The 24,626-nt window shown below is 75.2% G+C and carries 27 protein-coding genes; 13 read left to right on the top strand and 14 right to left on the bottom strand.

The annotated features are described in order from the left end of the window. Positions 1 to 93 precede the first annotated feature (93 nt). A complete protein-coding gene (locus ACWDCZ_RS22660) occupies positions 94 to 1,059 on the bottom strand; it encodes a hypothetical protein (RefSeq protein WP_449816813.1) in 966 nt (321 codons plus the stop codon). Between the two features lie 100 nt (positions 1,060 to 1,159). Between ACWDCZ_RS22660 and ACWDCZ_RS22665 the strand changes: the two genes are divergently transcribed. Continuing rightward, on the top strand, positions 1,160 to 1,717 hold the full coding sequence (locus tag ACWDCZ_RS22665) for an ATP/GTP-binding protein (RefSeq protein ID WP_074002257.1): 558 nt from the start codon (positions 1,160 to 1,162) through the stop codon (positions 1,715 to 1,717). A 76-nt stretch (positions 1,718 to 1,793) separates the two neighbouring features. Here ACWDCZ_RS22665 and ACWDCZ_RS22670 read toward each other — a convergent pair whose 3' ends face one another. Then, complete coding sequence (locus tag ACWDCZ_RS22670) at positions 1,794 to 2,384, bottom strand: DinB family protein (protein WP_449816814.1); 591 nt, start codon at positions 2,382 to 2,384, stop codon at positions 1,794 to 1,796. Between the two features lie 123 nt (positions 2,385 to 2,507). On the opposite strand from ACWDCZ_RS22670, the gene ACWDCZ_RS22675 reads away from it, so the two are divergent. Further along, positions 2,508 to 3,347 carry a class I SAM-dependent methyltransferase gene (locus tag ACWDCZ_RS22675; RefSeq protein ID WP_449816815.1) on the top strand — a complete coding sequence of 280 codons (840 nt, stop codon included), beginning with the start codon at positions 2,508 to 2,510 and terminating at the stop codon, positions 3,345 to 3,347. A 57-nt stretch (positions 3,348 to 3,404) separates the two neighbouring features. Here ACWDCZ_RS22675 and ACWDCZ_RS22680 read toward each other — a convergent pair whose 3' ends face one another. The 3 genes from ACWDCZ_RS22680 to ACWDCZ_RS22690 form a co-directional block, all read right to left on the bottom strand. After that, the gene (locus ACWDCZ_RS22680) at positions 3,405 to 3,977 is read right to left on the bottom strand and encodes a dihydrofolate reductase family protein (RefSeq protein ID WP_049653782.1); all 573 of its coding nucleotides are present in this window, start codon (positions 3,975 to 3,977) and stop codon (positions 3,405 to 3,407) included. A 104-nt stretch (positions 3,978 to 4,081) separates the two neighbouring features. Continuing rightward, the gene (locus ACWDCZ_RS22685; protein ID WP_449816816.1) at positions 4,082 to 4,861 is read right to left on the bottom strand and encodes an SRPBCC family protein; all 780 of its coding nucleotides are present in this window, start codon (positions 4,859 to 4,861) and stop codon (positions 4,082 to 4,084) included. Beyond that, on the bottom strand, positions 4,858 to 5,559 hold the full coding sequence (locus ACWDCZ_RS22690; protein WP_387966381.1) for an ArsR/SmtB family transcription factor: 702 nt from the start codon (positions 5,557 to 5,559) through the stop codon (positions 4,858 to 4,860). The genes ACWDCZ_RS22685 and ACWDCZ_RS22690 overlap by 4 nt, the downstream gene beginning before the upstream one ends. Positions 5,560 to 5,942: 383 nt before the next feature. Between ACWDCZ_RS22690 and ACWDCZ_RS22695 the strand changes: the two genes are divergently transcribed. The 3 genes from ACWDCZ_RS22695 (at position 5,943) to ACWDCZ_RS22705 (ending at position 11,687) form a co-directional block, all read left to right on the top strand. Then, positions 5,943 to 6,578, top strand: a complete 636-nt coding sequence (locus ACWDCZ_RS22695) for a hypothetical protein (RefSeq protein ID WP_079272076.1) — start codon at positions 5,943 to 5,945, stop codon at positions 6,576 to 6,578. A 1-nt stretch (position 6,579) separates the two neighbouring features. Continuing rightward, complete coding sequence (locus ACWDCZ_RS22700; protein WP_449816817.1) at positions 6,580 to 8,289, top strand: DNA polymerase Y family protein; 1,710 nt, start codon at positions 6,580 to 6,582, stop codon at positions 8,287 to 8,289. A 131-nt stretch (positions 8,290 to 8,420) separates the two neighbouring features. Then, on the top strand, positions 8,421 to 11,687 hold the full coding sequence (locus ACWDCZ_RS22705) for an error-prone DNA polymerase (RefSeq protein WP_449816818.1): 3,267 nt from the start codon (positions 8,421 to 8,423) through the stop codon (positions 11,685 to 11,687). Between the two features lie 57 nt (positions 11,688 to 11,744). On the opposite strand, the gene ACWDCZ_RS22710 is transcribed toward ACWDCZ_RS22705, so the two are convergent. The 3 genes from ACWDCZ_RS22710 to ACWDCZ_RS22720 all read right to left on the bottom strand — a co-directional run bounded on the left by ACWDCZ_RS22710 (position 11,745) and on the right by ACWDCZ_RS22720 (position 13,816). Next, on the bottom strand, positions 11,745 to 12,227 hold the full coding sequence (locus tag ACWDCZ_RS22710) for a hypothetical protein (RefSeq protein WP_449816819.1): 483 nt from the start codon (positions 12,225 to 12,227) through the stop codon (positions 11,745 to 11,747). Positions 12,228 to 12,312: 85 nt separating this feature from the next. Beyond that, positions 12,313 to 12,927 (bottom strand): hypothetical protein, encoded by a 615-nt coding sequence (locus ACWDCZ_RS22715; RefSeq protein ID WP_449816820.1) that lies wholly within the window; start codon positions 12,925 to 12,927, stop codon positions 12,313 to 12,315. Positions 12,928 to 12,997: 70 nt separating this feature from the next. After that, positions 12,998 to 13,816, bottom strand: a complete 819-nt coding sequence (locus ACWDCZ_RS22720; RefSeq protein ID WP_449816821.1) for a TIGR03084 family metal-binding protein — start codon at positions 13,814 to 13,816, stop codon at positions 12,998 to 13,000. A 147-nt stretch (positions 13,817 to 13,963) separates the two neighbouring features. Between ACWDCZ_RS22720 and ACWDCZ_RS22725 the strand changes: the two genes are divergently transcribed. Beyond that, positions 13,964 to 14,800 carry a LuxR C-terminal-related transcriptional regulator gene (locus tag ACWDCZ_RS22725; RefSeq protein WP_375875219.1) on the top strand — a complete coding sequence of 279 codons (837 nt, stop codon included), beginning with the start codon at positions 13,964 to 13,966 and terminating at the stop codon, positions 14,798 to 14,800. An 18-nt stretch (positions 14,801 to 14,818) separates the two neighbouring features. Here ACWDCZ_RS22725 and ACWDCZ_RS22730 read toward each other — a convergent pair whose 3' ends face one another. The 3 genes from ACWDCZ_RS22730 to ACWDCZ_RS22740 are packed head-to-tail and all read right to left on the bottom strand — an operon-like array spanning position 14,819 to position 17,568. Continuing rightward, complete coding sequence (locus tag ACWDCZ_RS22730; protein ID WP_380774969.1) at positions 14,819 to 16,354, bottom strand: AMP-binding protein; 1,536 nt, start codon at positions 16,352 to 16,354, stop codon at positions 14,819 to 14,821. Positions 16,355 to 16,405: 51 nt separating this feature from the next. Beyond that, a complete protein-coding gene (locus tag ACWDCZ_RS22735; protein ID WP_449816825.1) occupies positions 16,406 to 16,783 on the bottom strand; it encodes a MerR family transcriptional regulator in 378 nt (125 codons plus the stop codon). Between the two features lie 20 nt (positions 16,784 to 16,803). Next, the gene (locus tag ACWDCZ_RS22740) at positions 16,804 to 17,568 is read right to left on the bottom strand and encodes an SDR family NAD(P)-dependent oxidoreductase (RefSeq protein ID WP_388048642.1); all 765 of its coding nucleotides are present in this window, start codon (positions 17,566 to 17,568) and stop codon (positions 16,804 to 16,806) included. Between the two features lie 242 nt (positions 17,569 to 17,810). Between ACWDCZ_RS22740 and ACWDCZ_RS22745 the strand changes: the two genes are divergently transcribed. Genes ACWDCZ_RS22745 through ACWDCZ_RS22755 form a run of 3 tightly spaced genes read left to right on the top strand, consistent with a single transcriptional unit; the run spans position 17,811 to position 19,202 of the window. Further along, positions 17,811 to 18,269, top strand: coding sequence for a group II truncated hemoglobin (locus ACWDCZ_RS22745; RefSeq protein WP_049654748.1), 459 nt, complete (start codon positions 17,811 to 17,813; stop codon positions 18,267 to 18,269). Then, complete coding sequence (locus tag ACWDCZ_RS22750; RefSeq protein ID WP_241852856.1) at positions 18,266 to 18,811, top strand: GNAT family N-acetyltransferase; 546 nt, start codon at positions 18,266 to 18,268, stop codon at positions 18,809 to 18,811. Before ACWDCZ_RS22745 ends, ACWDCZ_RS22750 begins: the two co-directional genes overlap by 4 nt. 4 nt (positions 18,812 to 18,815) lie before the next feature. Next, entirely contained in the window at positions 18,816 to 19,202 is a 387-nt protein-coding gene (locus ACWDCZ_RS22755) for a VOC family protein (RefSeq protein ID WP_049654752.1), read from the top strand. A gap of 9 nt (positions 19,203 to 19,211) precedes the next feature. Here ACWDCZ_RS22755 and ACWDCZ_RS22760 read toward each other — a convergent pair whose 3' ends face one another. Further along, positions 19,212 to 19,805 carry a maleylpyruvate isomerase N-terminal domain-containing protein gene (locus tag ACWDCZ_RS22760; RefSeq protein WP_449816822.1) on the bottom strand — a complete coding sequence of 198 codons (594 nt, stop codon included), beginning with the start codon at positions 19,803 to 19,805 and terminating at the stop codon, positions 19,212 to 19,214. Between the two features lie 193 nt (positions 19,806 to 19,998). On the opposite strand from ACWDCZ_RS22760, the gene ACWDCZ_RS22765 reads away from it, so the two are divergent. Further along, entirely contained in the window at positions 19,999 to 20,646 is a 648-nt protein-coding gene (locus ACWDCZ_RS22765; RefSeq protein WP_049654755.1) for an NAD(P)-dependent oxidoreductase, read from the top strand. Between the two features lie 36 nt (positions 20,647 to 20,682). Here the strand turns inward: ACWDCZ_RS22765 and ACWDCZ_RS22770 are convergent, their stop codons facing one another. Next, positions 20,683 to 21,465 carry a dioxygenase family protein gene (locus ACWDCZ_RS22770; protein WP_449816823.1) on the bottom strand — a complete coding sequence of 261 codons (783 nt, stop codon included), beginning with the start codon at positions 21,463 to 21,465 and terminating at the stop codon, positions 20,683 to 20,685. Between the two features lie 130 nt (positions 21,466 to 21,595). Between ACWDCZ_RS22770 and ACWDCZ_RS22775 the strand changes: the two genes are divergently transcribed. The 3 genes from ACWDCZ_RS22775 to ACWDCZ_RS22785 all read left to right on the top strand — a co-directional run bounded on the left by ACWDCZ_RS22775 (position 21,596) and on the right by ACWDCZ_RS22785 (position 23,316). Beyond that, positions 21,596 to 22,063 (top strand): MarR family winged helix-turn-helix transcriptional regulator, encoded by a 468-nt coding sequence (locus ACWDCZ_RS22775; RefSeq protein WP_074002590.1) that lies wholly within the window; start codon positions 21,596 to 21,598, stop codon positions 22,061 to 22,063. Positions 22,064 to 22,216: 153 nt separating this feature from the next. Next, complete coding sequence (locus ACWDCZ_RS22780; protein WP_387819278.1) at positions 22,217 to 22,678, top strand: molybdopterin-dependent oxidoreductase; 462 nt, start codon at positions 22,217 to 22,219, stop codon at positions 22,676 to 22,678. A 119-nt stretch (positions 22,679 to 22,797) separates the two neighbouring features. Beyond that, positions 22,798 to 23,316: a GNAT family N-acetyltransferase gene (locus tag ACWDCZ_RS22785; RefSeq protein WP_049654760.1), complete on the top strand. Its 519-nt coding sequence runs from the start codon at positions 22,798 to 22,800 to the stop codon at positions 23,314 to 23,316. Between the two features lie 69 nt (positions 23,317 to 23,385). Here ACWDCZ_RS22785 and ACWDCZ_RS22790 read toward each other — a convergent pair whose 3' ends face one another. Further along, positions 23,386 to 24,414 (bottom strand): LacI family DNA-binding transcriptional regulator, encoded by a 1,029-nt coding sequence (locus ACWDCZ_RS22790; protein WP_387966369.1) that lies wholly within the window; start codon positions 24,412 to 24,414, stop codon positions 23,386 to 23,388. Positions 24,415 to 24,626: the final 212 nt, after the last annotated feature.

Here is a 24,626-nt window from a genome sequence, read left to right on the forward strand (position 1 = left end):
CCTGCCCCGTGACCCACAGACCCTAGCGGTCCGGCCTGACAGTGCTGAGGTGCGCTGTGGGTGGGGGCGGTGGGGTGCGGTGGCCCGCGCGGGTCACGGCAGCGCGACCTCGTCGACGTTCCAGTGCTCGGGCAGGTCCGCGTCGCAGAAGGCGCAGGCGTAGTGCTCCTCTCGGACGAGGTTGCAGTTGCCGCACCGCGGGCAGCGGCGGAAGACCGCGGCGTGGGTGAAGGCGCCGGGGTGCGGGAGTCCGACGAGGGTGAGGGCGGCGGCGACGGCGGGCCAGGAGGTGGTGTCGGGGCAGTAGCCGGTGGAGTGGTTGCCGACCGTCTCGACCTCCCAGCCGTCCCGCGAACGCCGGAACCCGATCTCCCCGGCGCTCAGCACCAACTCCCCACCCGCGCAGGCCACATGCTCGCTACGGCGCGGAGCGAGCCGCAGTGTGCCGCCGAGGCCGACCATGAAGGTGAACGGCTCCGCGAGCTCCGCCGCCGTCCGCTCCGCCCGATCCTCCGCCCAGGCGGCGAACTCGCCTGCTGTCCGTACCGGTTGGCCGTGTCCGGTGCCCGTCCCGCCGTCGTCCCCCGGCCGCAGTTCCGGCGGTCCCACGTACCGGTATGCCCGTCCGAAGCCGTCCGCCGTCTCAGCCGCGACTCCCCGTCCGGCCAGCCGCACCCGCCAGTACGCCATCTCGACGGTCGTCCCGCTCAGGCCGAAGTCCCGCAGCTCGTCGAGGAGTTCCCGGGTCTGCCGGAGTGGGAGCCCCGAGCCCTCGCGGAGCACCCGCAGCGCGGCCAGGGTGGCCGCCGGGTCGGTGAGCGGTGCGGAGAGCCGGAGCCGGGCCGGTCCGTGGGTGGTCAGCAGCGCCTCGCGGATGTCCCGGGGTGCGGCCTCCTGGCCCCAGTCGCAGCAGACGGCTACGCACTGGGGGCAGAACCGCTCGGCGTCCCACCGCAACTCCCGCCCGCGTAGCAGGAACTGGCCGACGCTGCGGACGGCGGTGCCCCCGCAGTCCGGGCATTGGACGGCCGTCCTCACGCCCTGTCCCTCGTCCGTCACGCCGGATGCCCCCATGTGCCCATGTGCCCTGCCCCTGCCCCCGATGTCCGACACCCTACGGCGCCCCGCACCCGCCACCCCGGGCCCGTAGAGTGCGGGGATGAAGCGCTATCTGCTGACCGGCACCCCGGGGGCCGGGAAGACGGCGGTCCTGCGGTGGTTGGAGTGCGCGGGCTACCCGGTGGTCGAGGAGGCCGCCACGGACGTCATCGCGCTGCGGCAGGCCCAGGGCGTGCCGGAGCCGTGGACGGACCCGTCGTTCGTGGACGCGGTGGTCTCCCTGCAGCGGCAGCGGCAGGAGGGGGCCGTCGGCGGGCCGGGGGAGGTGCGGTTCTTCGACCGCTCGCCGGTGTGCACGTACGCCCTGGCGGTGTACCTCGGTCATCCCGTGACCCCTTTCCTCGCCCGGGAGTTGAATCGCATCCGGGCGGAGGAGGTGTACGAACGCGAGGTGTTCTTCGTGGAGAGCCCGGGCTTCGTCACCCCGACCGAGGCGCGGCGCATCTCGTACGAGGAGTCGCTGCGGTTCGAGCGGATCCACCGGGAGGCCTATGCCGGGTTCGGGTACGTGTGCGTCCCGATCGCCCCGGGGCCGCTCGCCGACCGGGCGGCGGCCGTCGTGCGGCACGTCGGCGCGCCCGCCCGGCACGGAGGCTGAGATCCCCGGCCGCTCCTCCGTCCTCCCGGCGCTCTCCGGCTCAGGCGAGGCCGCCGCCCTCCCGGCGCTCTCCGGCTCAGGCGAGGCCGCCGGCCTCCCGGGCCGCCCGCTCCACGCGGTCGTGGTGGGCCCGCCACCAGTCGGTGTCGCCGGGGGCGGTGTTGGCGCCGTCGGAGCGCTGGCCGGTGGCGCCGTCGACGAGTTCGCGGACCAGGTCGGCGTGGCCGACGTGGCGGTGGGTCTCGGCGATCATGTGGACGAGCACCCGGTGCAGGGTCTGCTCGTGGCGGGCGCCGAACGGCACCTTGCCGACGGCGTCCAGCGGCAGGGCCTCGATGGTGGCGTCGGAGTGCGCCCAGACCCGCCGGTAGCGCCCGATGACCTCGTCGGTGCTCTCGTCGGCCCGCGCCCACAGGTCGCCGTTCGGCTCGGTCTGGCCGGTGATCCACACCGGGGCCGGCTCGGGGAAGGGGCGGCCGAAGGTGTCGCCGAAGTACAGCGCCTCGGCGCCGGTGACGTGCTTGACCAGGCCCAGCAGGTTGGTTCCGGTGGGGGTGAGCGGGCGGCGCAGGTCGTACTCGGAGAGGCCTTCGAGCTTCCAGAGCAGGGCGTCGCGGGCGTCCTGGATGTAGATCCGGAGGTCGTTCTTGTCATCTGCAGCGGTCATGGGATCAGTCTGTTGATCGCATGATGCCTGTCCATTGATTTCCGGTCCCACCCGCCCCGACCAGGCGTCAACCCGTGCCACGATCAAGCCTGTTCACCCGAAACAGACCTGTGAGGAGCAGCCATGACCGGCGACGCCTGGTCCTGGGACGAGACGCTGTTCGCCGGAACGGCCGCCCACTACACCCGGGGCAGGCTCCCGTACGCCCCCGGACTGGCGGAGGCGCTGGCCGGGGCGCTGGGGCTCGACGGGCGGGGGCGGCTGCTCGACGTGGGGTGCGGGCCGGGCGCGCTGGCGCTGGGGCTGGCCCACCTGTTCGACGAGGTCGTCGGGGTGGATCCGGACGCCGGGATGATCGCCGAGGCGCGCCGCGTGGGCGCCGAGGAGCCCAAGGCCACCTGGGTGCGGGCCCGGGCCGAGGAACTGCCGCCGGGCCTCGGCACCTTCACACTGGCGGTCTTCGGCCAGTCCTTCCACTGGATGGACCGCGACCTGGTGGCGGCGACCGTACGGCGCATGCTGCGGCCCGGCGGCGCCCTGGCGCACGTCTCGGACCTGAAGGGCGAACCGCGTCCCACCGAGGGGCTGCCGCACCCGCCGGTCCCGTACGCCGCGATCGACGGGCTGGTCCGGCGCTACCTCGGCCCGGTCCGCCGCGCCGGGCAGGGGCTGCTGCCGCACGGCACGCCGGGCGACGAGGCCGCCGTCCTCGCCCGGGCGGGCTTCGCCGGCCCGCAGCGGATCGTCGTCCCGGGCGGACGACCGCTGGAGCGCACGGCCGACGACGCGGTCGCGGGCGTCTTCGCGCTCTCCTCCTCGGCCCCGCACCTCTTCGCCGAGCGCCGTCCGGCCTTCGAGGCGGACCTCCTCCGCCTCCTCGCCCGGACCTCGCCGTCGGGGCTCTTCTCGGAGCGGCAGCCGAGCAGTGAGGTGTTCATCTGGCGCACCACGGAAGAGCGTTGAAGGTCCAGGGCCGTCAACGCTCCCACGGGGAGGACGGAGAGGAGGAGTGGAGAGCGGTCAGCGGACCACGTCGAGGACCTGCTTCTGGATGCCGTTCCCGTAGGCCCCGTACTCGACCAGCTTCAGCTTCTGGGCGTCCTTGTCCGTCGTGCTGAACAGGCGCTTGCCGGCGCCGAGCAGCAGCGGGAAGACGAGCAGGTGGTAGCGGTCGATCAGGCCGGCGTCCGAGAGGGCGTGGTTCAGGGTGGCGCTGCCGTGGACGATGATCGGGCCGCCCTCGGTCTCCTTCAGTGCGGCGACCTCGTCGAGCGAGCGCAGGATGCTGGTCTCGCCCCAGTTCGACACCAGGTCGGCCTCGGCGAGGGTGGTGGAGACGACGTACTTCGGCAGCGTCTTGTAGTGGGCGAACTCCGCCATGTCCGGCCACACCGGGCTGAACGCCTGGTAGCTGGCCCGGCCGAGCAGCATCGCGGTGGCCTCCTCCTGCTCCCGCCCCTTGATCTCGAACGCCTCGGGGAGGAACTCGATGTCCTTGAAGGTCCAGCCGGAGTTGCGGTAGCCGGGTTCGCCGCCGGGGCCCTCGACGACGCCGTCGAGCGAGATGAAGGCGGTGCTGATCAGGGTGCGCATGGGTGGTACCTCGGTTCTCGTGCGGTTCTGCTTCTGTCGGGTCTGAAGGAGGTCTCAAGGAGATCTGAAGGTCTGAAGGTCCGATGGCCCGAAGGCCCGAAAGGTCAGGTGAGGGCGCCGGTCAGCCACCGCTGCCAGGCGGCCTCGGCCTCGGCCTCGGCCCCGGTCCCGGTCCCGGCTTCGCCCCCGGCCCCGCCCGGAGTCGGGCCGAAGAGGTGGTGGAACATCAGCACCAGGCCGGAGCCGTGGTGGAAGGTGTAGAGCCCGTCGGCGGTGCGGACCTCGAAGCGCTCGTCGTCCGCCCAGACCACCTCGCCGTCCAGCGGCGGCAGGCCCGCCGGTTCGCCGTGGACCCGGGTGCCCGCGGCGACCGGGAGCGGCAGCGACAGGGCGCGGGCGAGGAGGGCCCGGACCTCCGGTTCCGTCCGGCCGCCCGACGGTGCGGCGGCGAAGACGGGGACGGCGGTACGGCCGGGGAAGTGGGTGAGGTACTCGCGGAGCGTGTGGAGGTGGAAGGGCCAGCCGCGGCGCAGCGCGTCGTACTCGTCCTGCCAGTCGTCACCGAGCAGGCCACTGTGGACGACGCGGAGCACGGTGGCGCCGCCGTCCCGGCCCTCGATCAGGTACTCGAAGGCCATGAACCGGCCGTCCTCGCCGGTGGCCGTACGGGTGGCCAGGCGCTTGCCGGGCTCGTAGGCGGTGACGACCGCCTCCGCGCGGTGGCCCCCGGTCTCCATGACGGCGGTGCCGCCCTCGCGCGGGTCCAGCTCGTTGCGGCCCATGAACCAGGAGTCGATCCCCGGTCCGGTGGCGATCGCCTCCCAGACCTGTTCCGGGCTCGCCGGCAGGGAGGTCTCCAGCTCGATCTCGAACGGGTGGGTCATCGTGGGTCCTCCTGGTCCGCCCGGGTGACGGCCTGTTCCGTGCCGGTCCCGTCCTGTTCCGTGCCGGTCATGTCCTGCTCCGCCCCGGTCCCGTCCTGCTCCGCCCCGGGGCCGGGCTGGGCGGCGGGGATCTGGTGGAGTCCGACGATCACCCGGTGGCTGCGGCCCCCGGGGGCGGACTCGTCGTGGTAGCGGCTGACGAGGGTGGCCACGGACTGGGCCAGTTCCTCGGCGAAGGCGGCCCGGTCGGCGGCGGAGGCGAACCGCACCTGCGCGTCGATGCCGAAGCTGGCGACCCGGCGCCGGGCCCGGGAGGCTCCGGTCAGCAGGGCCCCGACCTCCTGCACCAGCCGGGAGCCGAGCGCCAGCAGCCAGCGGGCGGAGAGCTGGTCGGGGGAGCGGGCGGGGTCCGGGCTCACGGCGGCCAGGACGCTGGGGGAGATCACGTAGGAGGCCGCGGTGGCGCGGTACACCCGTTCGGTGACGTTGCCCTTGCGGCGTTCCTCGTCGAGTTCGACGAGGCCGTGCCGCTCCAGTTCCTTCAGGTGGTAGTTGACCTTCTGCCGGGGCAGGCCCAGCCGGGCGGCCAGCATGGCGGCCGAGGCGGGCTCGGTCAGGGCGGCGAGGAGGCGTGACCGCAGGGGGTCCAGCGAGGCCTCGGCCGCGGCGGGTTCTTCGATCACGGCGACTTCCAGCACCGTTCCAGCATCCATCCGACAAAAAAATTTGTCAAGGAAAGAAGGTTTGTCGGTAGTCCGGTCGGACGAACGGTGTCGCCCGTCCGGTGCCGGAGCCTCCGGCGGCCGCGCCGAGGTGCGCAGCCCCGCGCCGCGATCCGCGCGGCCCCGCCGAGGCGGGACAGCGGAGAGTGACGGGTGGGGTGGACGGATCGGACTTGAATCTTTGCGAACGAATGTTCGATCCTGGGGGTGTGCCCGTTTTCGAACCTTTTTTCGAATCAACCGCCGAGCAGACCGCACGCCCCGTGCTCCGCCCGGTGGCGTCCCCGGCTGCCGTGCCGGGAAAACGGGAGCAACAGAGGGAGGGCAGGGAGCAGAGGGCGGGGCGGGGGCTGCTGCCGGTGCCGTCCGCCCTCCGGGAGGTGCTGCCCGAGGCCGGGCTGCGCCGGGGGACGGCGGTGTCGGTGGCGGGCGGGGACACCGGGCTGCTGCTGGCGCTCGCCGCCGGGGTGAAGGAGACCGGGGGCGGCTGGGCCGCGGCGGTCGGACTGCCGGACCTGGGGCTGGCCGCCGCCGAGGGGTACGGGCTGGACCTGCGCCGGCTGCTGGTCGCGGACGACCCGGGGCCGCACTGGGCCGAGGTGGTCTCGGTGCTGGCCGGCGCGGTCGAGCTGATCATGCTGCGCCCGGACGGGCCGGTGCCGCCGAAGCTGGCCGCCCGGCTGGCGGCGGTGCTGCGGCGCAGCGGCTGCGTGCTGCTGGTCGCCGGACCGTGGCCGGGCGCGGCACTGCGGCTGGCGGTGCGCTCCGGGCGCTGGTTCGGACTGGGCGACGGCCACGGACAACTCGTCGGCCGACAGGTGGAGGTGGTGGCCGAGGGCCGCGGCTCGGCGGTGCGCGGCCGGACGGCCCGGCTCTGGCTGCCGGACGAGTACGGCGCGGTGCGTCCGCTCCAGGAGCAGCCGCAGCCGGTGGCGGAACCCACGGTGATACCGGCGGCGGAGCCGATGGCACCCCGCGTGGCGGCGGTGGTCTGAGGTGACGGCCGAGACAGCGATGGCATCCGGGACGGCGGACGACAGGACCCCCCGGGTGCTGGTGGTCTGGTGCCCGGACTGGCCGGTGGTGGCCGTCACCGGCGACGACCCGGTCGCGGTGACCGAGGGCGGGCGGATCCTCGCCTGCTCGGAGGGCGCCCGGGCGGCCGGGGTGCGGCAGGGGCAGCGGCTCAAGCTGGCCCAACGGCTCTGCCCGGAGCTGGAGTTGCGCGACCGCGACCCGGAGGCGGAGACCCGCCGTTTCGAGCCGGTGGTCGCGGCGGTGGAGGCGTTCACGCCCCGGGTGGAGGTGATCCGCCCGGGCCTGTGCGCGATCCCGGTGAAGGGCCCGGGCCGCTACTTCGGCGGCGAGGAGGCACTGGCCGCCAAGGTCGGCAGGGCGGTGGCGGACGCCCTCGGGCAGCCGCTCGTCCCGGACGCCGTTCCGGGCGCGCCGGCCGTCGAAGAGCGGCAGCCCACCACCCCTCCACCGGCCGCCACCGCCCCTCCATCGGCCACCACCGCCCCCCGGGCCCGGGTCGGTGTCGCCGACGGCCTGTTCGCCGCCGTGCTCGCCGCCCGGGCCGGGGTGCTGGTCCCGGCCGGACGGACGGCGGAGTTCCTCGCCCCGTACCCGGTGAGCGCGCTGGGCGACGAGGCGCTGGCCGAACTGCTCGGGCGGCTCGGCCTGCCCACCGTCGGGGCCTTCGCCGCGCTGCCGGCCGAGTCGGTCGCGGACCGCTTCGGCCCGTCCGGGACGGTCGCGCACCGGCTGGCCCGCGGCTTGCAGCCGCGTCCGCTGGTGCCCCGCGACGAGGAGCCGGACCTCGCCGTCGAGCAGCGCTTCGACCCGCCGGAGCCGTCGGCCGAACCGCTGGTGTTCGTCGCCCGCGCGCTGGCCGAGCAGCTGCACCAGCGGCTGGCCGGGGCCGGGCTGACCTGCCGCCGGGTGGCCGTCGAGGTGGCCTGCGCGGACGGCCGGACGGCCTCCCGGCTGTGGCGGCACGAGGGCCGGCTGTCCGCGACGGCGCTGGCCGAGCGGGTCCGCTGGCAGCTCCAGGCCTGGCAGGGCGCGGGCACCTTCACCGGCACCTTCACCGGCACAGGCGACGGCGACGGCGACGGTAACGGGGAGGGCAGGGAGGACACCGGCTTCACCCTGCTCCGGCTCGCCCCCGACGGCCTCTCCCCGGACCAGGGCCGCCAGCTCGCGCTGTGGGGCCAGGCCGTCGCGGACGACCGGGTGGAGCGGGCGGTCGCCCGGGTGCAGGCGGTGCTCGGCCACGCCGGGCTGCGCCGGATCGAGCCGGCCGGCGGGCGCGGCCCGGGCGAGCAGGCGGTGAAGGTGCCGTGGGGCGAGCCGTACGAGGCGGCGGTGCCGGCCGACGCGCCGTGGCCGGGGCGGCTGCCGGAGGTGTGGCCCGCCGTGGTGCTGCGGGAGCCGGCGCCGGTGCGGGTGCTGGACGGGGCCGGGCGGCCGGTCACGGTGGATGGCCGGGCGGGGGTGTCGGCCCGGCCGGCCCTGGTCGTGGTCCGGGGCCGGGAGGAGCGGGTGGACGGTTGGACCGGGCCCTGGCCGGCGGTCGAGTACTGGTGGGACCAGTCGCTGGCCCGGCGCCGGGCACGGTTCCAGGTCGTGGTGGAGGGCGGCCGGGCGCTGCTGCTCACCGTGGAGGGGGGTGCCTGGTACCTGGAGGCCGGCTACGACTAGCGGCCCCGGCACCCGAACGGAGCAGGCCCGCAAGGGCAGGGCCGAAGGGAGCAGGCCGAGAAGACCGAGAAGGCCGAGTAGGCGAGCAGGGGGGAGCAGGACGAGCACGAGAACGACGAAGGCAACCCCCGATGGGCTTCACCAGCCACCCCACGCTCCCCTGGAGCGAGCTGCACCGCCGGCTGACCGGCGCGGCGCCGGACCGTACGGTCGTCCCGCTGCGCCGCCCCGCCCCGGCTCCCGAACGCGCCGCACCGGAGAAGCCCGCCGCACCGGAGCAGCCCGCCACCCCCTGGGCCGAACTGCACGTCCACTCCGCCTTCAGCTTCCTGGACGGCGCCAGCGACCCGGAGGACCTGGTCGCCGAGGCGGTCCGGCTCGGCGTGGAGACCCTCGCGATCACCGACCACGACGGCCTGTACGCCGCCGTCCGGCTCGCCGAGGCGGCCCGGGGCACGGGCCTGGCCACCGTGTTCGGCGCCGAGCTGACGATCCGCGACGGCGGGACGGGCCGCGACGGCGGGACGGAGGAGCACCTCCTGGTCCTCGCCCGCGACCCGGCCGGCTACCGGCGCCTCTCCGCCGCGATCGCCGCCGCCCAGCTGGCCGGCGGCGCCAAGGGCAACCCGGTGTACGACCTCGGGGCGCTCGCCGGTGCGCACGACGGCCACTGGGCGGTGCTCACCGGCTGCCGCCTCGGCCGGGTCCCCGCCGCGCTCGCCGGGAGGCACGGCCCGGACCAGGGCGAGGCCGAGCGCAGGCTCCGCACCCTCGCCGAGGCGTTCGGCCCGGAGAACGTCCACGTCGAGCTGATCGACCAGTGGCTGCCCGGCGACGACCGGCGCAACGACGCCCTCGCCGCCCTCGCGGCGAAGGCGCGGCTCCCCGTCGTCGCCTCCACCAACGCCCACCACGCCGGCCCCGCCCAGGGCCGCCTCGCGCAGAGCCTCGCCGCCCTGCACGAGCGCCGCACCCTCCAGGACGCGGTCGGCTGGACCAGCGCGGCCGGCACCGCGCACCTGCGTTCGGGCCGCGAGATGGCCGGCCGGCTGGCCCGCTTCCCCGGGGTGCAGCGGGCCACCGTCGAACTCGGCCGGGCCTGCGCCTTCGACTTCGCCCGGCTGGACCCGGAGCTGCCCGGCTTCCCCGTCCCCGCGGGCGGGACCGAGATCGGCCACCTGCGCGCCCTGGTCGCGGCCGGCGGCCCGGCCCGCTTCGGCTCCGGCAACGCGGCCGCCCGCCGTCAGCTCGCCAAGGAGCTGGACGTGATCGAGGACCTCGACCTGGCCGGCTACTTCCTGATCGTGCACGACATCGTGGACTTCTGCCGGAGCCGGGACATCTGGTGCCAGGGCCGCGGCTCGGCCGCCAACTCGGCGGTCTGCTACGCCCTCGGGATCACCGCCGTCGACCCGGTCCACTACAAGCTGCTGTTCGAACGCTTCCTCTCCACCGCCCGGGACGGGCCGCCCGACATCGACCTGGACATCGAGAACCGCCGCCGCGAGGAGGTCATCCAGTACGTCTACCGCCGCTACGGGCGCGAGCACGCCGCCCAGGTCGCCAACGTGATCACCTACCGGCCCCGGCTGGCGATCCGCGACGCCGCCCGGGTGCTCGGCTACCCGCAGGGGCAGGTGGACGCGTTCAGCCGGCAGACCGACTTCCGCTCCGCCCCCGGCGCGGACGCGGTCATCCCCGCCGACGTGCTCCGACTCGCCGCCCAGCTCCACGGCCTGCCCCGCCACCTGGGCATCCACTCGGGCGGCATGGTGCTCACCAAGGAGCCGATCGGCGAGATCTGCCCCACCGAGTGGGCCCGGATGCCCGGGCGCTCCGTGCTCCAGTGGGACAAGGAGTCCACCGCCGGCGCCGGGCTGGTGAAGATCGACCTGCTCGGCCTGGGCATGCTCGCCGCCCTGCACGACGCCTGCGACCTGGTCGCGGAGCACCACGGCCTGCGCTACGACCTGGCCACCATCCCGGACGACGACAAGGGCGTGTACGCGATGCTGCGCCGGGCGGACACCGTCGGGGTGTTCCAGGTCGAGTCCCGGGCCCAGATGGCGACCCTGCCCCGGCTCAAGCCGGACCACTTCTACGACCTGGTGGTCGAGGTGGCGCTGATCCGCCCCGGCCCGATCCAGGGCGGCTCCGTCCACCCGTACCTGCGCCGCCGCGCCGGGGCGGAACCGCCCGGCTGCCCGCACCCGCTGATGGAGAACGCCCTCGGCAAGACCCTCGGGGTGCCGCTGTTCCAGGAGCAGATGATGCAACTCGCCATCGACTGCGCCGGGTTCACCCCGGAAGAGGCCGACCGGCTGCGCCAGGCGATGGGCGCCAAGCGCTCGCACGAGCGGGTCGCCCGGCTGCGCGAGCGGCTGCTCACCGGGATGGCCGAGCGCGGCATCCCGGCCGAGGTGGCGGAGGACGTCTACGGCAAGATCGAGGCCTTCTCCAACTACGGCTTCCCGGAGAGCCACGCGATCAGCTTCGCCTACCTGGTGTACGCCAGCGCCTGGTTGAAGCACCACTTCCCGGCGGCCTTCACCTGCGCCCTGCTGGCCAACCAGCCGATGGGCTTCTACTCGCCGCTCAGCCTGGTCGCGGACGTCCGGCGGCACGGCGTGCGGGTGCGCGGGGTGGACGTCAACGCCAGTGGGGCGCGGCCGACCCTGGAGCCGTACCGGGGGCCGACCCCGAAACCGCCGCTGACCGCCGGACGCCCGCAGCCGGCGATCCGGCTCGGCCTGGAGACGGTGCGCGGCATCGGCACCCCGCAGGCCGAGGCGATCGTGGCCGGGCAGCCGTACGCCGACCTGGAGGACTTCGCCCGCCGCACCGGCCTGCCCGGGCCCGCCCTGGAGGCACTGGCGACGGCGGGGGCATTCGACTGCTTCGAACTGACGAGACGTCAGGCACTGTGGGCCGCAGGGGCGTTCGCCGGGATCTCGGACGGCCTGATCCCCGGCACCACCCCCGGGACCGAGGCGCCGGAGCTGCCCGGCATGAGCCCGGTCGAGGAGACCATCGCCGACCTGTGGGCCACCGGCACCTCCGCCACCAGCCACCCGCTCCAGCACCTGCGCGCCAGGCTGGAGCACGGCGGCGCGCTCAGCGCCGCCCAACTCCCGGATGTGCCACCGGGAACGGAGGTGGTGGTCGGCGGCCTGGTCACCCACCGGCAGCGGCCGCCGACGGCCGGCGGGGTGCTCTTCCTCAGTCTGGAGGACGAGACCGGGCTGATCAACGTGATCTGCAACCGTCCGGTCTGGGAGTCCCAGCGCCGCACCGCCCTGGACCGGGCCGGGCTGCTGGTGCACGGCCGCGTCGAGCGCGACCGGGGCGCGACCAACCTGGTCGCCACCCGGCTCACCCCGCTCCGGATCGGCCTCTGAGCGGGGCGGGCCGGCGTGTGCCTGTGAGGCGGCGCGCGTTGAAGCGTCGGGGTGCGGCTAGAAGGCGGGCTGGTCGCCGAGGTCGAAGATCCGCAGGTCGGTGAGGCGGACGGTGTACCAGACGTCCTGGCTGCCCCCGCCGCTCCAGAACTCGGTCAGCCGGACGGAGGCGTAGCCCTCCTCCTCCTTGACCTGCTGGGCCGACCAGCTCGCCGGGACGTTCTGCGCGCGGAACACCGGATCGGCGTCGTTCCGCATCGCCCACTGGTCCAGCCGGTAGTTCAGGTACGGGGAGAGGTACTGCTCGCGGACCTGCCGCGGGCTCTCGGTGCCGCCCCCGCCCTCCACGGCGTCGCGGTACGCCGCCAGGAAGGTGAGCACCTGCTGGGCGGCCGGGGTGGCCGCCCGGACCTGGGCCCCGGCGACCACGGGGGCGGGCGCCGCGACGGCGGCCTGGGCGGGGGCGGCGGCCAGGCCGCCGACGGCGAGCAGGGCGGCGGTGAAGGACAGTGCGGTGCGCATGGCACGTGTACGGATCATGCGGGCATTCCACCACCCCGGAAGGCTCCGGCCCATCGCCGGAAGGAGTGGTGTACCCGTACTGCCCAACAGATGTGACGATACGTCAGGCGGCGGGGTAGCCGATCTCCGCGAGGTCGACGGCGAGCTCCTCCTCGTCGATGTCCGGGTTGAGCGCCGCCAGCACGGCCGGGGTGAGCGGGCGCAGCGCCAGGACGTGCTCGATCGCGGCGAGGTCCAGCTCGTGCTCCGGCTCGAAGTACTCCGTGGCCCAGGCCCGGTACCCGGCGGCCGAGCCGTCCAGCGGCAGGTCGAAGAGGCCCTCCGCGCCCCGCTCGGCGGCCGCGCCCCGCCAGGCGCCGTCCTCGTGGGCGCGCCAGAAGCAGCGGGTGACCGTCGGCCCGTCCTCGTCCCCGAAGGCGGGCTCCTCGGCGAAGCGGCGGAACTCCTCGGGCACGGCCGCGAGCAGCTCCGGGGCGTTGGGCGCCTCGTGGTCGAAGCCGCGCCCGTAGGCGCCGACGGGGGAGAAGACCAGGCACCAGTCGTCGCCCTCGCCGTCGCGCATCGAGGCCAACTCCTCGCCCTCGTCCCAGGAGGCGTCGAAGGAGTGGTACCGCGCCTCCCAGTCGTCGGGGCTGAGGATCGCGTCGAGCGTGGCGAGGGCGCGGCAGCGGTCGCGCAGGTCGGGGATGGCGGGCAGTCGGTTGAGCAGGTCGTCCATGGGCGCCATTCAACCAACCCCGGCGGTCCGCCCGCGCCCCGGGCCGCCCCCCCTTGCCTGGTGCGCCGCCCTACGCCCCGGGCTGCCGTCCCTTGCCCGGCGCCCCGGCGAAGACCTGGGCGATCGGGAGCCAGGCGGTGGCGACGGGCCCGGTGGCGGTGAGGGCGAGGTCGTCCCGGTGCCGGCGCTGGGTCACCAGCAGGCAGAAGTCCAGGGCGGGGCCGGCCACCACGTCCCGCGCCCCGACCGGGCCGATGGACCAGGACCCGCCGTCGGGCGCGGTCAGGTCGAGCCGGACCGGGCGCTCGGGCACGGGCAGTCCGTGCAGGGTGAAGGCGAAGCCCAGGGTGCGCAGCCCCAGGTGGGCGATGTGCCGCAGCCGGTCGGTGGGCTCGCGGGTGGCGCCGAGCGCGTCCGCGACGTCCTGGCCGTGCGCCCAGGTCTCCATCAGCCGGGCGGTCGCCATCGAGGCGGGCTTCATCGGCGGGCCGAACCAGGGCAGCCGGACGTCGGCCGGAGCGGCGCCGAGCGCGGCCAGCACCTCCGCCCGCCCGGCCCGCCAGCGGGCGAGGAGCGCCGCGGGCCCGGCGGACAGTCCGGCGCGGGCGCCGTCCTCGACCGGGTCGGCGCCGGCCGCCAGCAGCTCGGTGAAGTGCCCGCCGAGCGACGCGCCGAAGCCCTCCGGGTCGCGCGCGGCCAGGGCCGTCCAGTCGTCGGTCCAGGCCAGGTGGGCGATCTGGTGCGCCACCGTCCAGCCCTCGGCGGGGGTCGGGCGGGCCCACTCCTCGGCCGGCAGCCCGGCGACCAGGTCGTCCAGCACCGCGCTCTCGGCCCGCAGGTCCGCCAGCAGGCCGCCCAGCACGTCGCCCGGCGCGTTCGGCTCGGTCATCGGCTCCCTTTCCGGTCACGGCAGTTGCTACCCGCCGGTAGCCTACGGCCGCACACTACGCCCGGCCCGGCGGCGGCGTCCGCCACTCCACGAAACACGCACGTCAGGACTCTCGCCACCGGCCGCACCGCGTGTGACAATTCCGCGATGACCAGGGCTGCGGACCCCCATCCTGCGCACCCCGTCGCCGACGCCGCGCGACCCGAGGACCCCGAACTCGCCGCGCGCGCCGCCGAGCTGGTGCGGGACGCCGTGCTCGGCGACCTCGCCCGCCGGGTGGTGGCCGAGTGCGGCGCCGACGTCGGCCTGGTCGGCGTGCCCGAGCCGCTGCCCGGCAGCCGTCCCGGCAGTGAGGGCATGGTGCTGCGGCACTGGGCCGGCACCCGGGCCGACCTGCTGCACGACGTTCCCGTCCCGGCCGGACTCGGCCTCGGCGGCCGGGCGCTCGCCGAACGCGCGCCCAGCTGGGTGCCCGACTACCGCGCGGCGACGACCATTTCGCACCACTACGACGCGGCCGTGGCCGCCGAGGACCTGTACGCGATGCTCACCGTCCCGCTGATGGACGGCGACACCGTGCACGGCGTGGTGTACGCCTCGCTGCGCGCCGTCGTCCCGTTCGGGGACGTGCGGATCTCCGCGGTCGGCACGCTGGCGAAGGCGGCGACCCGGGCACTGGCCGGGGCCGCCGCCTGGAGCCGCGAACGGCCCGGCGGAAAGCCCTGCGAGCAGTCCTGTGGAAAGCCCTTCGACAAGCCCTTCGACAAGCCCCGGACGGCCGCCCCCGTACCGCCGTTGACCCCGCGCGAGCACGAGGTGCTGCGCTGGGCGGCGACCGGCCGGACCAACCCGGAGATCGCCGCCCGACTGGGCCTGACCTGCAACACGGTGACGGGCTACCTCAAGTCCGCGATGCACAAGCTCGGCGTCCGCAACCGGACCGAACTCGCCCTCGCGGCGCGGGAGTCGGGGCTCGTCGGGTGACGGGCCCCCGGCGCGGCCTCAGTTGACCCGGCGCTCCCGCCCGGTCCAGTACGGCTCGCGCAGCCGGAACTTCTGCAGCTTCCCGGTGGCGGTGCGCGGCAGGGCGTCCCGGAACTCCACCGTGGTGGGCGACTTGTAGCCGGCCAGCCGCTGCTTGCAGTGCGCGATCAACTCGGCCTCGGTGACGGCCTCGTGGCCCTCCCGGAGCACCACCAGCGCCTTCACCGTCTCGCCCCACTTCTCGTGCGGCACCCCGATCACCGCCGTCTCGGCGACCGCCGGGTGGTCGTACAGGCAGTCCTCCACCTCGATCGAGGAGACGTTCTCCCCGCCGCTGATGATGACGTCCTTCTTGCGGTCGGAGATGGTCAGCAGGCCGTCCGTGAGGGTGCCGCCGTCGCCGGTGTGGAACCAGCCGTCCCGCAGCGCCTCGGCCGAGGCCTCCGGCTGCTGCCAGTAGCCGTCCAGCACGGTGTTGGAGCGCACCAGCACCTCGCCGGACGCGTCCACCCGCAGCCGGGTGCCGAGCGCGGGGGAGCCGGCCTGCACCAGCTTCTCGGCCCGCTCGGCGGCCGGCAGTGCGTCCCACTCGGCCCGCGAGCGGTTGACCGTGACCACCGGGGAGGTCTCGGTCAGGCCGTAGAGCTGCATGAACTCCCAGCCCAGCTGCTCCTCGACCTGCTGGATCACCGAGGTCGGCGGCGGGGCGCCGGCCACCACCAGCCGCACCCGGTCCCGGCCGGGCACCGGGCCGTCCCAGTCGGCGGCCGCGTCCAGCACCATCTGGACCACGGCGGGCGCGCCGGACAGGAAGGTCACCCCGTGCCGCTCGACCCGGCGCAGGATCTCCGCGCCGTCCACCTTGCGCAGCACGATGTGCCGGGCGCCCAGGCCGGTGAGCGAGAACGGCAGGCCCCAGCCGTTGGCGTGGAACATCGGCAGGGTGTGCAGGTAGACGTCCCGGTCGCCGGCCCCGTAGTGCAGGGCCATCAGCGTCGCGTTCAGCCAGACGTTGCGGTGGGTGAGCTGAACGCCCTTGGGGCGGGCGGTGGTTCCGCTGGTGTAGTTGATGGTGGCGGTGTCGTTCTCGTCCACCGCGTACCGCCGCGGGGTGGCGTCGGTGTCGTACAGCACGGCGTCGCTGTCCGCGCCCAGCACGAACTTGTGCTTGGCCACCACCCCGTCCAGGGCGTCGGCGACCTCGGGGTCGACCAGCAGCACGGAGGCGCCGCTCTGCTCGACGATGTACGACACCTCCTCGGCCTTCAGCCGGAAGTTCACCGGCACCAGCACCCGGCCGTACCCGCTCACCCCGAAGAAGGAGGTCAGCAGCCGGGCCGAGTTGTGCGAGACGACCGCGACCCGCTCGCCCGGCCCGACACCGAGCCGGTCCAGCCCGGCGGCCTGGGCCCGGGCCAGTTCGGCGACCCGGCGGTAGCTCAGCTCGCCCCAGGATTCGGCCGGCTGCACGGGCTCGTCGACGATGCCGACCCGGTCGCCGTAGACCAGCTCGGCCCGGTCGAGGAAGTCCATCACGGAGAGTGGAATCTGCATGGGGCCACTGTCCTCCCCCACCCGCCCCCTGCACACCCCCGATCGGGGGTGTCACCCGTCCGCGCTCACCCCGTCCGCCACCACCCCGGCCGCCGCCAGCGCCGCCGCCAGCCGGTCCCGGGCCTCCGTCTGGGCGGCGATCCGGCGCTCCAGCACCGCCAGCCGCCGCCGGGCGATCCCCAGCACCTGTTCGGACGGCCGGACCGCCAGCACGTCCCCGTCCAGGCAGCCCAGCAGCGGGCGGACGTCCTCCAGGGTGAGCCCGGCGGCCACCAGCGCACGGATGTTGCGCACCCGGACGACCGCCGGCTCGCCGTACTCGCGGTAGCCGTTCGGCGCGCGCTCGGAGTCGATCAACCCGGCCTGCTCGTAGTGCCGCAGAGCGCGCGCGGTACTGCCGGTCCGGGCCGCCAGCTCGCCGATCCGCACCGCCACCCGTCCCCTCCCGGTCAGCCCACCAGCGCGCCGCCGTCCACCGGCAACACTACGCCGGTCACGAACGAGGCCTGCGGCGAGGCGAGTCGGGTGATCGCCCAGGCGACCTCCTCGGGGCGGCCGATCCGGCCCAGCGGGGTGTGCTCGATCTGCCACGTCCGGATCGCCGCCCGCTGCTCGGGGCCGTACCCGGAGTGGTCGCCGATCGGGGTGTCGATCGCCCCGGGCGCCACCGCCACCACCCGGATCCCGCGCGGCGCCAGCTCCACCGCCCAGCTGCGGGTGACCGTCTCCAGCGCCGCCTTGGTCGCCGCGTACACCGAGTTGCTCGGCCAGCCGCGCTGCCCGACGGCGGTGCTGACGTTGACCACCACGCCCCGGCTCCCGCTCAGCGCCGGCACCGCGGCCTGGCCGAGCAGCACCGGGGCGACCAGGTTGGTCGCCAGCAGCGCCTCGACGCCCGCGCGGTCGAAGCCGCCGATCCCCTGCCCGCTCCGTACGATCGCCGCGTTGTTGACCAGCACGTCCAGCCGCCCGAACCGCTCCAGTGCCGCCCGGACGATCTCCTCCGGCGCGCCCGGCCCGGTCACGTCCGCGGCCAGCGGCTCGATCAGCGCCGGGTACGCGGCGGCCGTCGCGGCCAGCGGCTCCGGCCGCCGCCCCACCGCCAGCACCCGCGCCCCCTCGGCGGCGAAGGCCAGCGCCGTCTCCCGCCCGATCCCCGTCCCGGCCCCCGTGACCACCACGACCCGGCTCCGCGTCCCGCTCTCGTCGTCCATGGGCCCACCCTCCGACCCTGCCGTCAGCGTCAGGGTCAAGCGGGAACGGCGGAGCCGTCGGGTCGGTCCGCCAGGACACCGCGCACCCGGGCCCACCCCGCCCGCCACCCGGGCCCGGGCGGGGGAGCCCGGGCCTCCGCCCGCCGAGCCCGGCGCGAACAGCGGGCCCGGGGCCTCGCCGACCGGGCCCTCCGGCTGCTAGGAAGGTCGCAACGTACGGTTCACCCACGGGGAGCACAGCCATGAACGACCAACGGCCCGGCACGCTCTACGAGGCCGTCGGCGGCATCGACGTCCTGCGCCGGCTCAGCCGGACCTTCTACCGGGGCGCCCTCGCCGACCCCCTGCTCGCGCCGGTCTTCGCCGACTTCACCCCCACCCACATCGAGCACGTCGCGGTCTGGCTGGCCGAGGTGTTCGGCGGCCCTACCGGCTACACCGACCGACTGGGCGGCCACCAGGCGCTGCTCCGCGCCCACCTGGGCCTGGCCGTCACCGAGGAGCAGCGGCTGCGCTGGATGGAGCTGATGGCCGAGGCCGTCCGCGCGGAGCTGCCCGGGGACGAACTGCTGCGCCGCCGGGTGCTGGAGTACTTCGACTGGGGCACCCGGATCGCCGAGGACGTCTCCGGCTCCCCGGCCGGCACCGACCTCGGCGATCCCGGCCCGACCCCGCGCTGGGGCTGGGAGGGCCTCAAGTGACCGCCGCCCTGACGGCCGACGGCCTGCTGCTGCGCCCCTTCGAGGACGCCGACGCGCCGGCCCTGATCGAGGCCTACCGGGACGCGACCCTGCGCCGCTTCACCCGGACCCCGGTCGGCGACGCCGAGGAGGCCGCGCACTGGCTGCGCCTCCAGGAGGAGGGCCGGGCGGCGGGCACCCGGTACAGCTTCGCCGTCCTGGACGGCGCCGAGCTCGTCGCCAACGTCGCTCTCAAGTACCCCACTCCCGGCGGGGAGACGGCCGAGGTGGGGTACTGGACGGCGGCCCCGGCCCGTGGCCGGGGGGTGGCCCCGCGCGCGGTGGAGGCCCTCACCGCCTGGGCCTTCGCCACCTTCGCCGAGGGCGGCCTGCGCCGGATCGACCTGCTGCACCAGGTGGACAACCCCGCCTCCTGCCGGGTCGCGGAGAAGGCCGGCTACCCGTTCGTGGAACTGCTCCCGCCCTTCCCGCCCTTTCCGCTGGACGGCCACCGGCACTCCCGCAAATGGCTGGACGAACCCGAACCGCGCAGGTCAGAGTAGGCGGATGGCATCTCTGGTACGACATGTGACGATCGATTGCGGCGACGCGCACGCCCTGGCCTCCTTCTGGGCGCAGGCGCTGGACGGCACCCTGGGCGAGGACGACAACCCGTGCGACGAGGAGGCGGTGGTGAACTCCGCCGGCGCCTCGCTGCTCTTCATCCGGGTGCCCGAGGGCAAGGCGGCGAAGAACCGGGTCCACCTCGACCTCCAGCCGCAGGACCGCAGCCGGGACGAGGAGGTGGAGCGCCTGGTCGCCCTCGGGGCGACCGTGCTGGCGGACCACCGCCTCCCGGACGGCAAGGGCTGGGTCACCCTCGGGGACCCGGAGGGCAACGAGTTCTGCATCGAGCGCAGCCAGGCCGAGCGGATCGCCACCGGGAGCGCCTGACCGGTCGGATCAGTCCGGCCACTCGCCCATGGCCGCCCGCCAGGTCCACGAGGACTTGCGCGGGCGGCCGTTCAGTTCCCCGCGCCCGGTGCACCAGAGCAGGACCTCCGCCGGGTGGGCATCCGGCTCCCGCGGTGCGTGCGGGAAGAGCCGGTCGAGCGCGAAGCGGCACGGTTCGGCGGGCGGCTGCCAGGGCAGGCCGAGGCCGCGGGTGATGTCGTGGGTGTGCAGCAGGGTCTCGGCGACGCCCATCGCGGCGAAGCCGAGCGGGTCGCAGGGGCCGTGGTGGTAGGCGCGCAGCTCGGGCGGGGCGGCGTCCAGGGCGGTGGCGAGGAGGTGTCCGGCGGCGGTGACCACGGTGAGCACCTGGGCCGGGTCGGCCTCGGGCCGGACGGTGAGGTCCAGCGGCAGGTAGCGGTCGCGGGGGCGGGCGGCGAGCTGGCCGGCGTAGGCGAGCAGGTCGTGGGCGATGTGGACGGCGGTGTCGCGGCAGCTCCACTCCAGGAGCCCGGCGGGGGCGTCCCAGTCGCGGTTCCCGGTGTGCGGGGCGAGGACGGCCAGGGCGGCGTCCAGGGCGGTTCGTACGGCGTCGCCGTTGCGCATGACCACTCCTTCGACGGGGTGTCCGGGGCGTCCGGGGCGTCCGGGGCGTCACACGATAGGCCCAGTGCCCCGGCTCGCGCCGGGAGTTCGTCCGATAATCGGTCCTGTCCGGCGCGTCCGGCGTCCGGCGCCCTGTGATCCAGCGCCCCGCGGTCCGACGCCGCCCCACCCGCGAGCACCCAGGCAGGTACCCATGGCCAGAATCGCCGTGATCGGAGCCGGCGGCACCATCGGCAGCGCGGTCGTCAGGGAGGCGGCGGCGCGCGGGCACGAGGTCACCGCGGTGGTCCGGGACCCGGACCGTTACCGGGGCGCGGCCGCCGCCGTGGAGCGCGCGGACGTGCTGGACCCGGCGGACGTGGCCCGGGTCGCGGCCGGCCGGGACGTCCTGGTGAGCGCCGTCGGCGGCGGCGACGGCCCGGGCCACCAGGCGCTGGTCGAGCCCGCCGCCCGCTCCCTGGTCGAAGGCCTGCGCACGCTGGGCGGCGCGGCCCCCAGGCTGATCGCGGTCGGCGGGGCGGGCAACCTGGAGACCGCGCCGGGCGTGCGGGTCTGGGACGCCCCGGGCCTGCCGGAGCCGCTCCTCCAGATCATGCACGCCCACGGTGCGGCGCTGGACTACTACCGGACGGTCTCCGACCTGCGCTGGACGGTGCTCAGCCCGGCCGCCGAGATCGGCCCGGGGGAGCGGACCGGCCGCTACCGCACCGGCCTGGACCAGCTGCTCACCGATGCCGAGGGGCAGAGCCGGATCTCGGTGGCGGACTACGCGGTCGCCCTGGTGGACGAGATCGAGCAGCCCGAGCACATCGGCGAGCGGTTCACCTGCTGCTCCCTGTGAGGGGTCCGGCAGGCGGGGCGTTCGAAGGTGAGGGGTTCACCCCAGCTGGATCGAGCGCTTGGCCAGGCCCATCCAGAATCCGTCGATGACGCTGCGCTGGCTGTCCAGGTCGGCCTCGCCGGCGCCGAGGGTGACGAACAGCGGGGCGAAGTGCTCGGTGCGCGGGTGGGCCAGGCGTCCGGCCGGGGCCTTGTGCTCGAAGTCGAGCAGCGCGTCGAGGTCGTGGGCCTCCAGGGCGTGCCGGCCCCAGTCGTCGAACTCGGCCATCACCGAGGTGATCCGGCCGTCGCTGCTGAGCGCCCGCAGGTTGTGGGTGAAGAAGCCGCTGCCGACGATCAGCACGCCCTCGTCGCGCAGCGGGGCGAGCTTGCGGCCGATCTCCATCAGCCGCTGCGGGTCGAGGGTGGGCAGCGAGACCTGGAGCACCGGGATGTCGGCGTCCGGGTACATCTCCACCAGCGGGACGTACGCGCCGTGGTCGAGCCCGCGGTCGGGGATGTCCTGGACGGGCGTGCCGGGGGCGCGCAGCAGCTTGCGCACGCGCTCGGCGAGGTCCGGCGCGCCGGGGGCGGCGTACCGGACCCGGTAGTAGTGCTCGGGGAAGCCCCAGAAGTCGTAGACCAGCGGGACGGTGGTGACGGCGCCGAGGGCGAGCGGGGCCTCCTCCCAGTGGGCGGAGACCATCAGGACGGCCTTGGGCCGGGGCAGGTCGGCGGACCAGGCGGCCAGCTCGCCCGGCCAGACCGGGTCGTCGGCCAGCGGCGGCGCGCCGTGCGACAGGTACAGGGCGGGCATGCGCTCAGGGGCCGCGGTGCTCATGGCGTCCTCCTCGGGGCCGTTCGACCGGCAGGTAGTCCGACAGGTAGTTCAAATTTGAACCTTTACGGAACCGACGGTACACCTTCGTTCGAATTTGAACAACAGGAGTAGGCTTCACCCCATGTCCACACTGAACGAACCCCGCTGGCTGGACCCGGACGAGGCGGCCGCCTGGCGGGGCTTCGTCGTCGCGAGCAACCTGCTGAACCGGCGGCTGGAACGCCAGCTCAAGGACGACTCCGGACTCTCCCACCAGCAGTACGAGATCCTGGTGCACCTGTCCGCCGCCCCCGGCGACTCGCTGCGGATGACCGAGCTCGCCGACAGGCTGGTCACCTCCAAGAGCGGCCTGACCTACCAGGTCACCCAGCTGGAGCGGGCCGGCCTGGTCGCCCGCCGCTCCTGCCCCAGCGACGTGCGCGGCGTCATCGCCGAACTCACCGACCAGGGCCGCGAGGCGCTGCGCCAGGCCGCGCCCGGGCACGTCGCCCTGGTGCGCGAGCTGCTGATCGACGTGCTCAGCCGCGAGCAGCTCGCGGTGCTCGCCGAGGGGCTCGGTGCCGTCAGCGCCCGGCTGCGCCAGGACGAGACCCCGTAGGACCGGCCCCGCCGACAGCCGCCACCCGGGCCCAGGGCCCGCACCTGCGAGTGGAAGTCCGCCCGATCCATCGCATCTGCGAATGCTCCGGCCGCTGCTCGGGTACTCCTCCTCCCGGGCCGCGGCGCCGTGGCCCGGGAGGAGGGAGCACCCATGACCCCGGCGAGACCCACCGTCCGACTGCACGGCCACCTCGACCGCCCCGCCGAGCTGACGGTGGCGCAGCTGCGAGCCCTCCCCGCCCGCCGGGTCGAGGTCAGCTTCGACTGCCGGACCGCGGGCGAGCAGCGCCACGGCTACGAGGGCCCGGCGCTGCTGGACGTGCTGCGCGCGGCCCGGCCCCGGATCGACTTCTCCGGCCGCAAGCAGCGGCTGCGCTTCCTGCTCTCGGTGGCCGGCGCGGACGGCCACCGGGCGGTGGTCTCCTGGGCCGAGATCGATCCGGACTTCGGCGGTCAGGAGATCCTGCTCGCCACCAGCATGGACGGCGCCCCGCTGGACGCCGCCGGTCCGCAGCTCGTCGTCCCCGGCGACCACTGCGGCGCCCGCTACGTCAGCGCCGTCACGGCCGTCTGGCTCGGCCCGCTCGGCGACCCGGCGCGCCCCACCGCCTGACGCCCGGGCACCCGCCTCGCGCGCGTGCGGCCCCGGCCCCGAGGCCGCACGCCGGAAGGGGCCGGACGGCGGGTCGAAAACACTCGCCGGAGCCGGGTTTCCGTGCCAACATGCCCCATATGGGGACGATTCTGCACGGCACCTTGGTCACGCTCCGCCCGGCCACCGGCGACGACATCCCGGCGCTGGCGGCCATCCGCGGCACGCCCGAGGTGTTCGAACGCTGGCGTGGCGGTGACGACCTGGCCGACGAGGTCGCCAACGACCTGGAGTCGCCCGGCACCGAGACCTTCGCGATCGACCTCGGCGGCAAGGTGGTCGGCGCCATCCAGTGGTACGCCAACAACGACGACGAGTACCGGCACGCCGGGATGGACCTCTACCTAGACCCGACGGTGCACGGCCTGGGCCTGGGCACCGACGCCGTGCGCACGATGGCCCGGTACCTGGTGCACGACCACCACTACCACCGGCTGGTGATCGACCCGGCCGCGGACAACCTCGCCGCGATCCGCTGCTACACCAAGGTCGGCTTCCGCACCGTCGGCACCATGCGCCAGTACGAGCGCGGGCCGGACGGCACCTGGCACGACAACCTGCTGATGGACCTGCTCGCGGACGAACTGCTCGAAGGCTGAGGCGCCCGCGCCGTCCCCGACACCAGCCCCGCGCCGCTGCCCGGCCGGTCCGGGGTCGCCCCCCCGGCCTCAGCCCCGTGCCGTCCCCGGCGGGCAGCCGCAGGAGCGCCGGACCACCAGCTGGGCCGGAAAGGTGCGGGCGCCCTGGGCGCGGTGCTCCGGCCCGCCGAGGACCAGTTCCACCGCCGCCCGGGCCATCTCGTCCTGCGCCGTGGTGACGGTGGTCAGCGCGGGCCCGGCGATCACCGCCTCGGCGATGTCGTCGAAGCCGGCCACCGCGAGGTCCTCCGGCACCCGGATGCCGAGGTCGTCGGCGGCCCGCAGCAGGCCGATCGCCTGGTCGTCCGTCGTGCAGAACACGGCGGACGGCCGGTCGGGACGGGCGAGCAGGGCGAGTGCCTCGGCGTGCGCCCGGACCCGGTCGAACGGCGCCGGGGTGAGCCGTCCCTCGGTGGGCAGCCCGGCCTCCTCCAGCGCGGCGAGCCAGCCGGCCGTCCGCCCGGTGACCGGGTCGTGCGGGCTGAGCGCGAGGGTGCCGCCGAAGCAGTGCACCTCGGCGTGCCCGTGCCCGAGCAGGTGGCGGACCACCTCGCGGGCGCCGCCCTGGTCGTCCGCGACCACGGCGACGCCGCCGGTGCTCTCCGCCCGGTGGTGCAGCAGCACGACCGGGGTGCCGTCGGCCACGTCGAAGCCGGTCAGCCCGGGGGTGGCCGGGTCCTGGGTGACCAGGACCAGACCGTCCACCTGCATCCCGAGGAAGGCGCGGATGTAGTGCGCCTCGCGCTCGTCGGCGTAGTCGGAGTTGCCGATCAGCAGCAGCCGGCCGTGCTCGGCGGCGGCCTGCTCGACGGCGTGCGCGAGCCCGGCGAAGAAGGGCTGGCGGGCGTCCGGGACGACCATCCCGAGCAGGTCGGTCCGCCGCCGGGCCATCGCCTGGGCGACCCGGTTCGGCCGGTAGCCGAGCTCCTCGACCGCCGCGAGCACCCGCGCCCGGGTCGCCGCCGCCACCGGCCGCGGCCCGTCGTTGATCACATAACTCACGACCGCCGTGGACGTCCCCGCCACCCGCGCCACATCGTCCCGTGTCACCCTCGCCATGACCGTTGAGCCTACACAGCCCCTCCGACCAGCGTCTTTGCCGAGTCTCGGGCCCGCCCGATCGGCCCTCTGCGGTTGCGCCCCGGCCGCGGCCGCCCGGAGGGTGGCGGGACAGGCGGCACCCGCCGCCGCCGACCGTGGAGCAGGCCGATGAACAGGCCGATGGGCGCGCCGCCGCACCGGCGGGCCGTCCGGCGCACGCGCCCGGCGGC

This window comes from Kitasatospora sp. NPDC001225 (assembly GCF_053597855.1).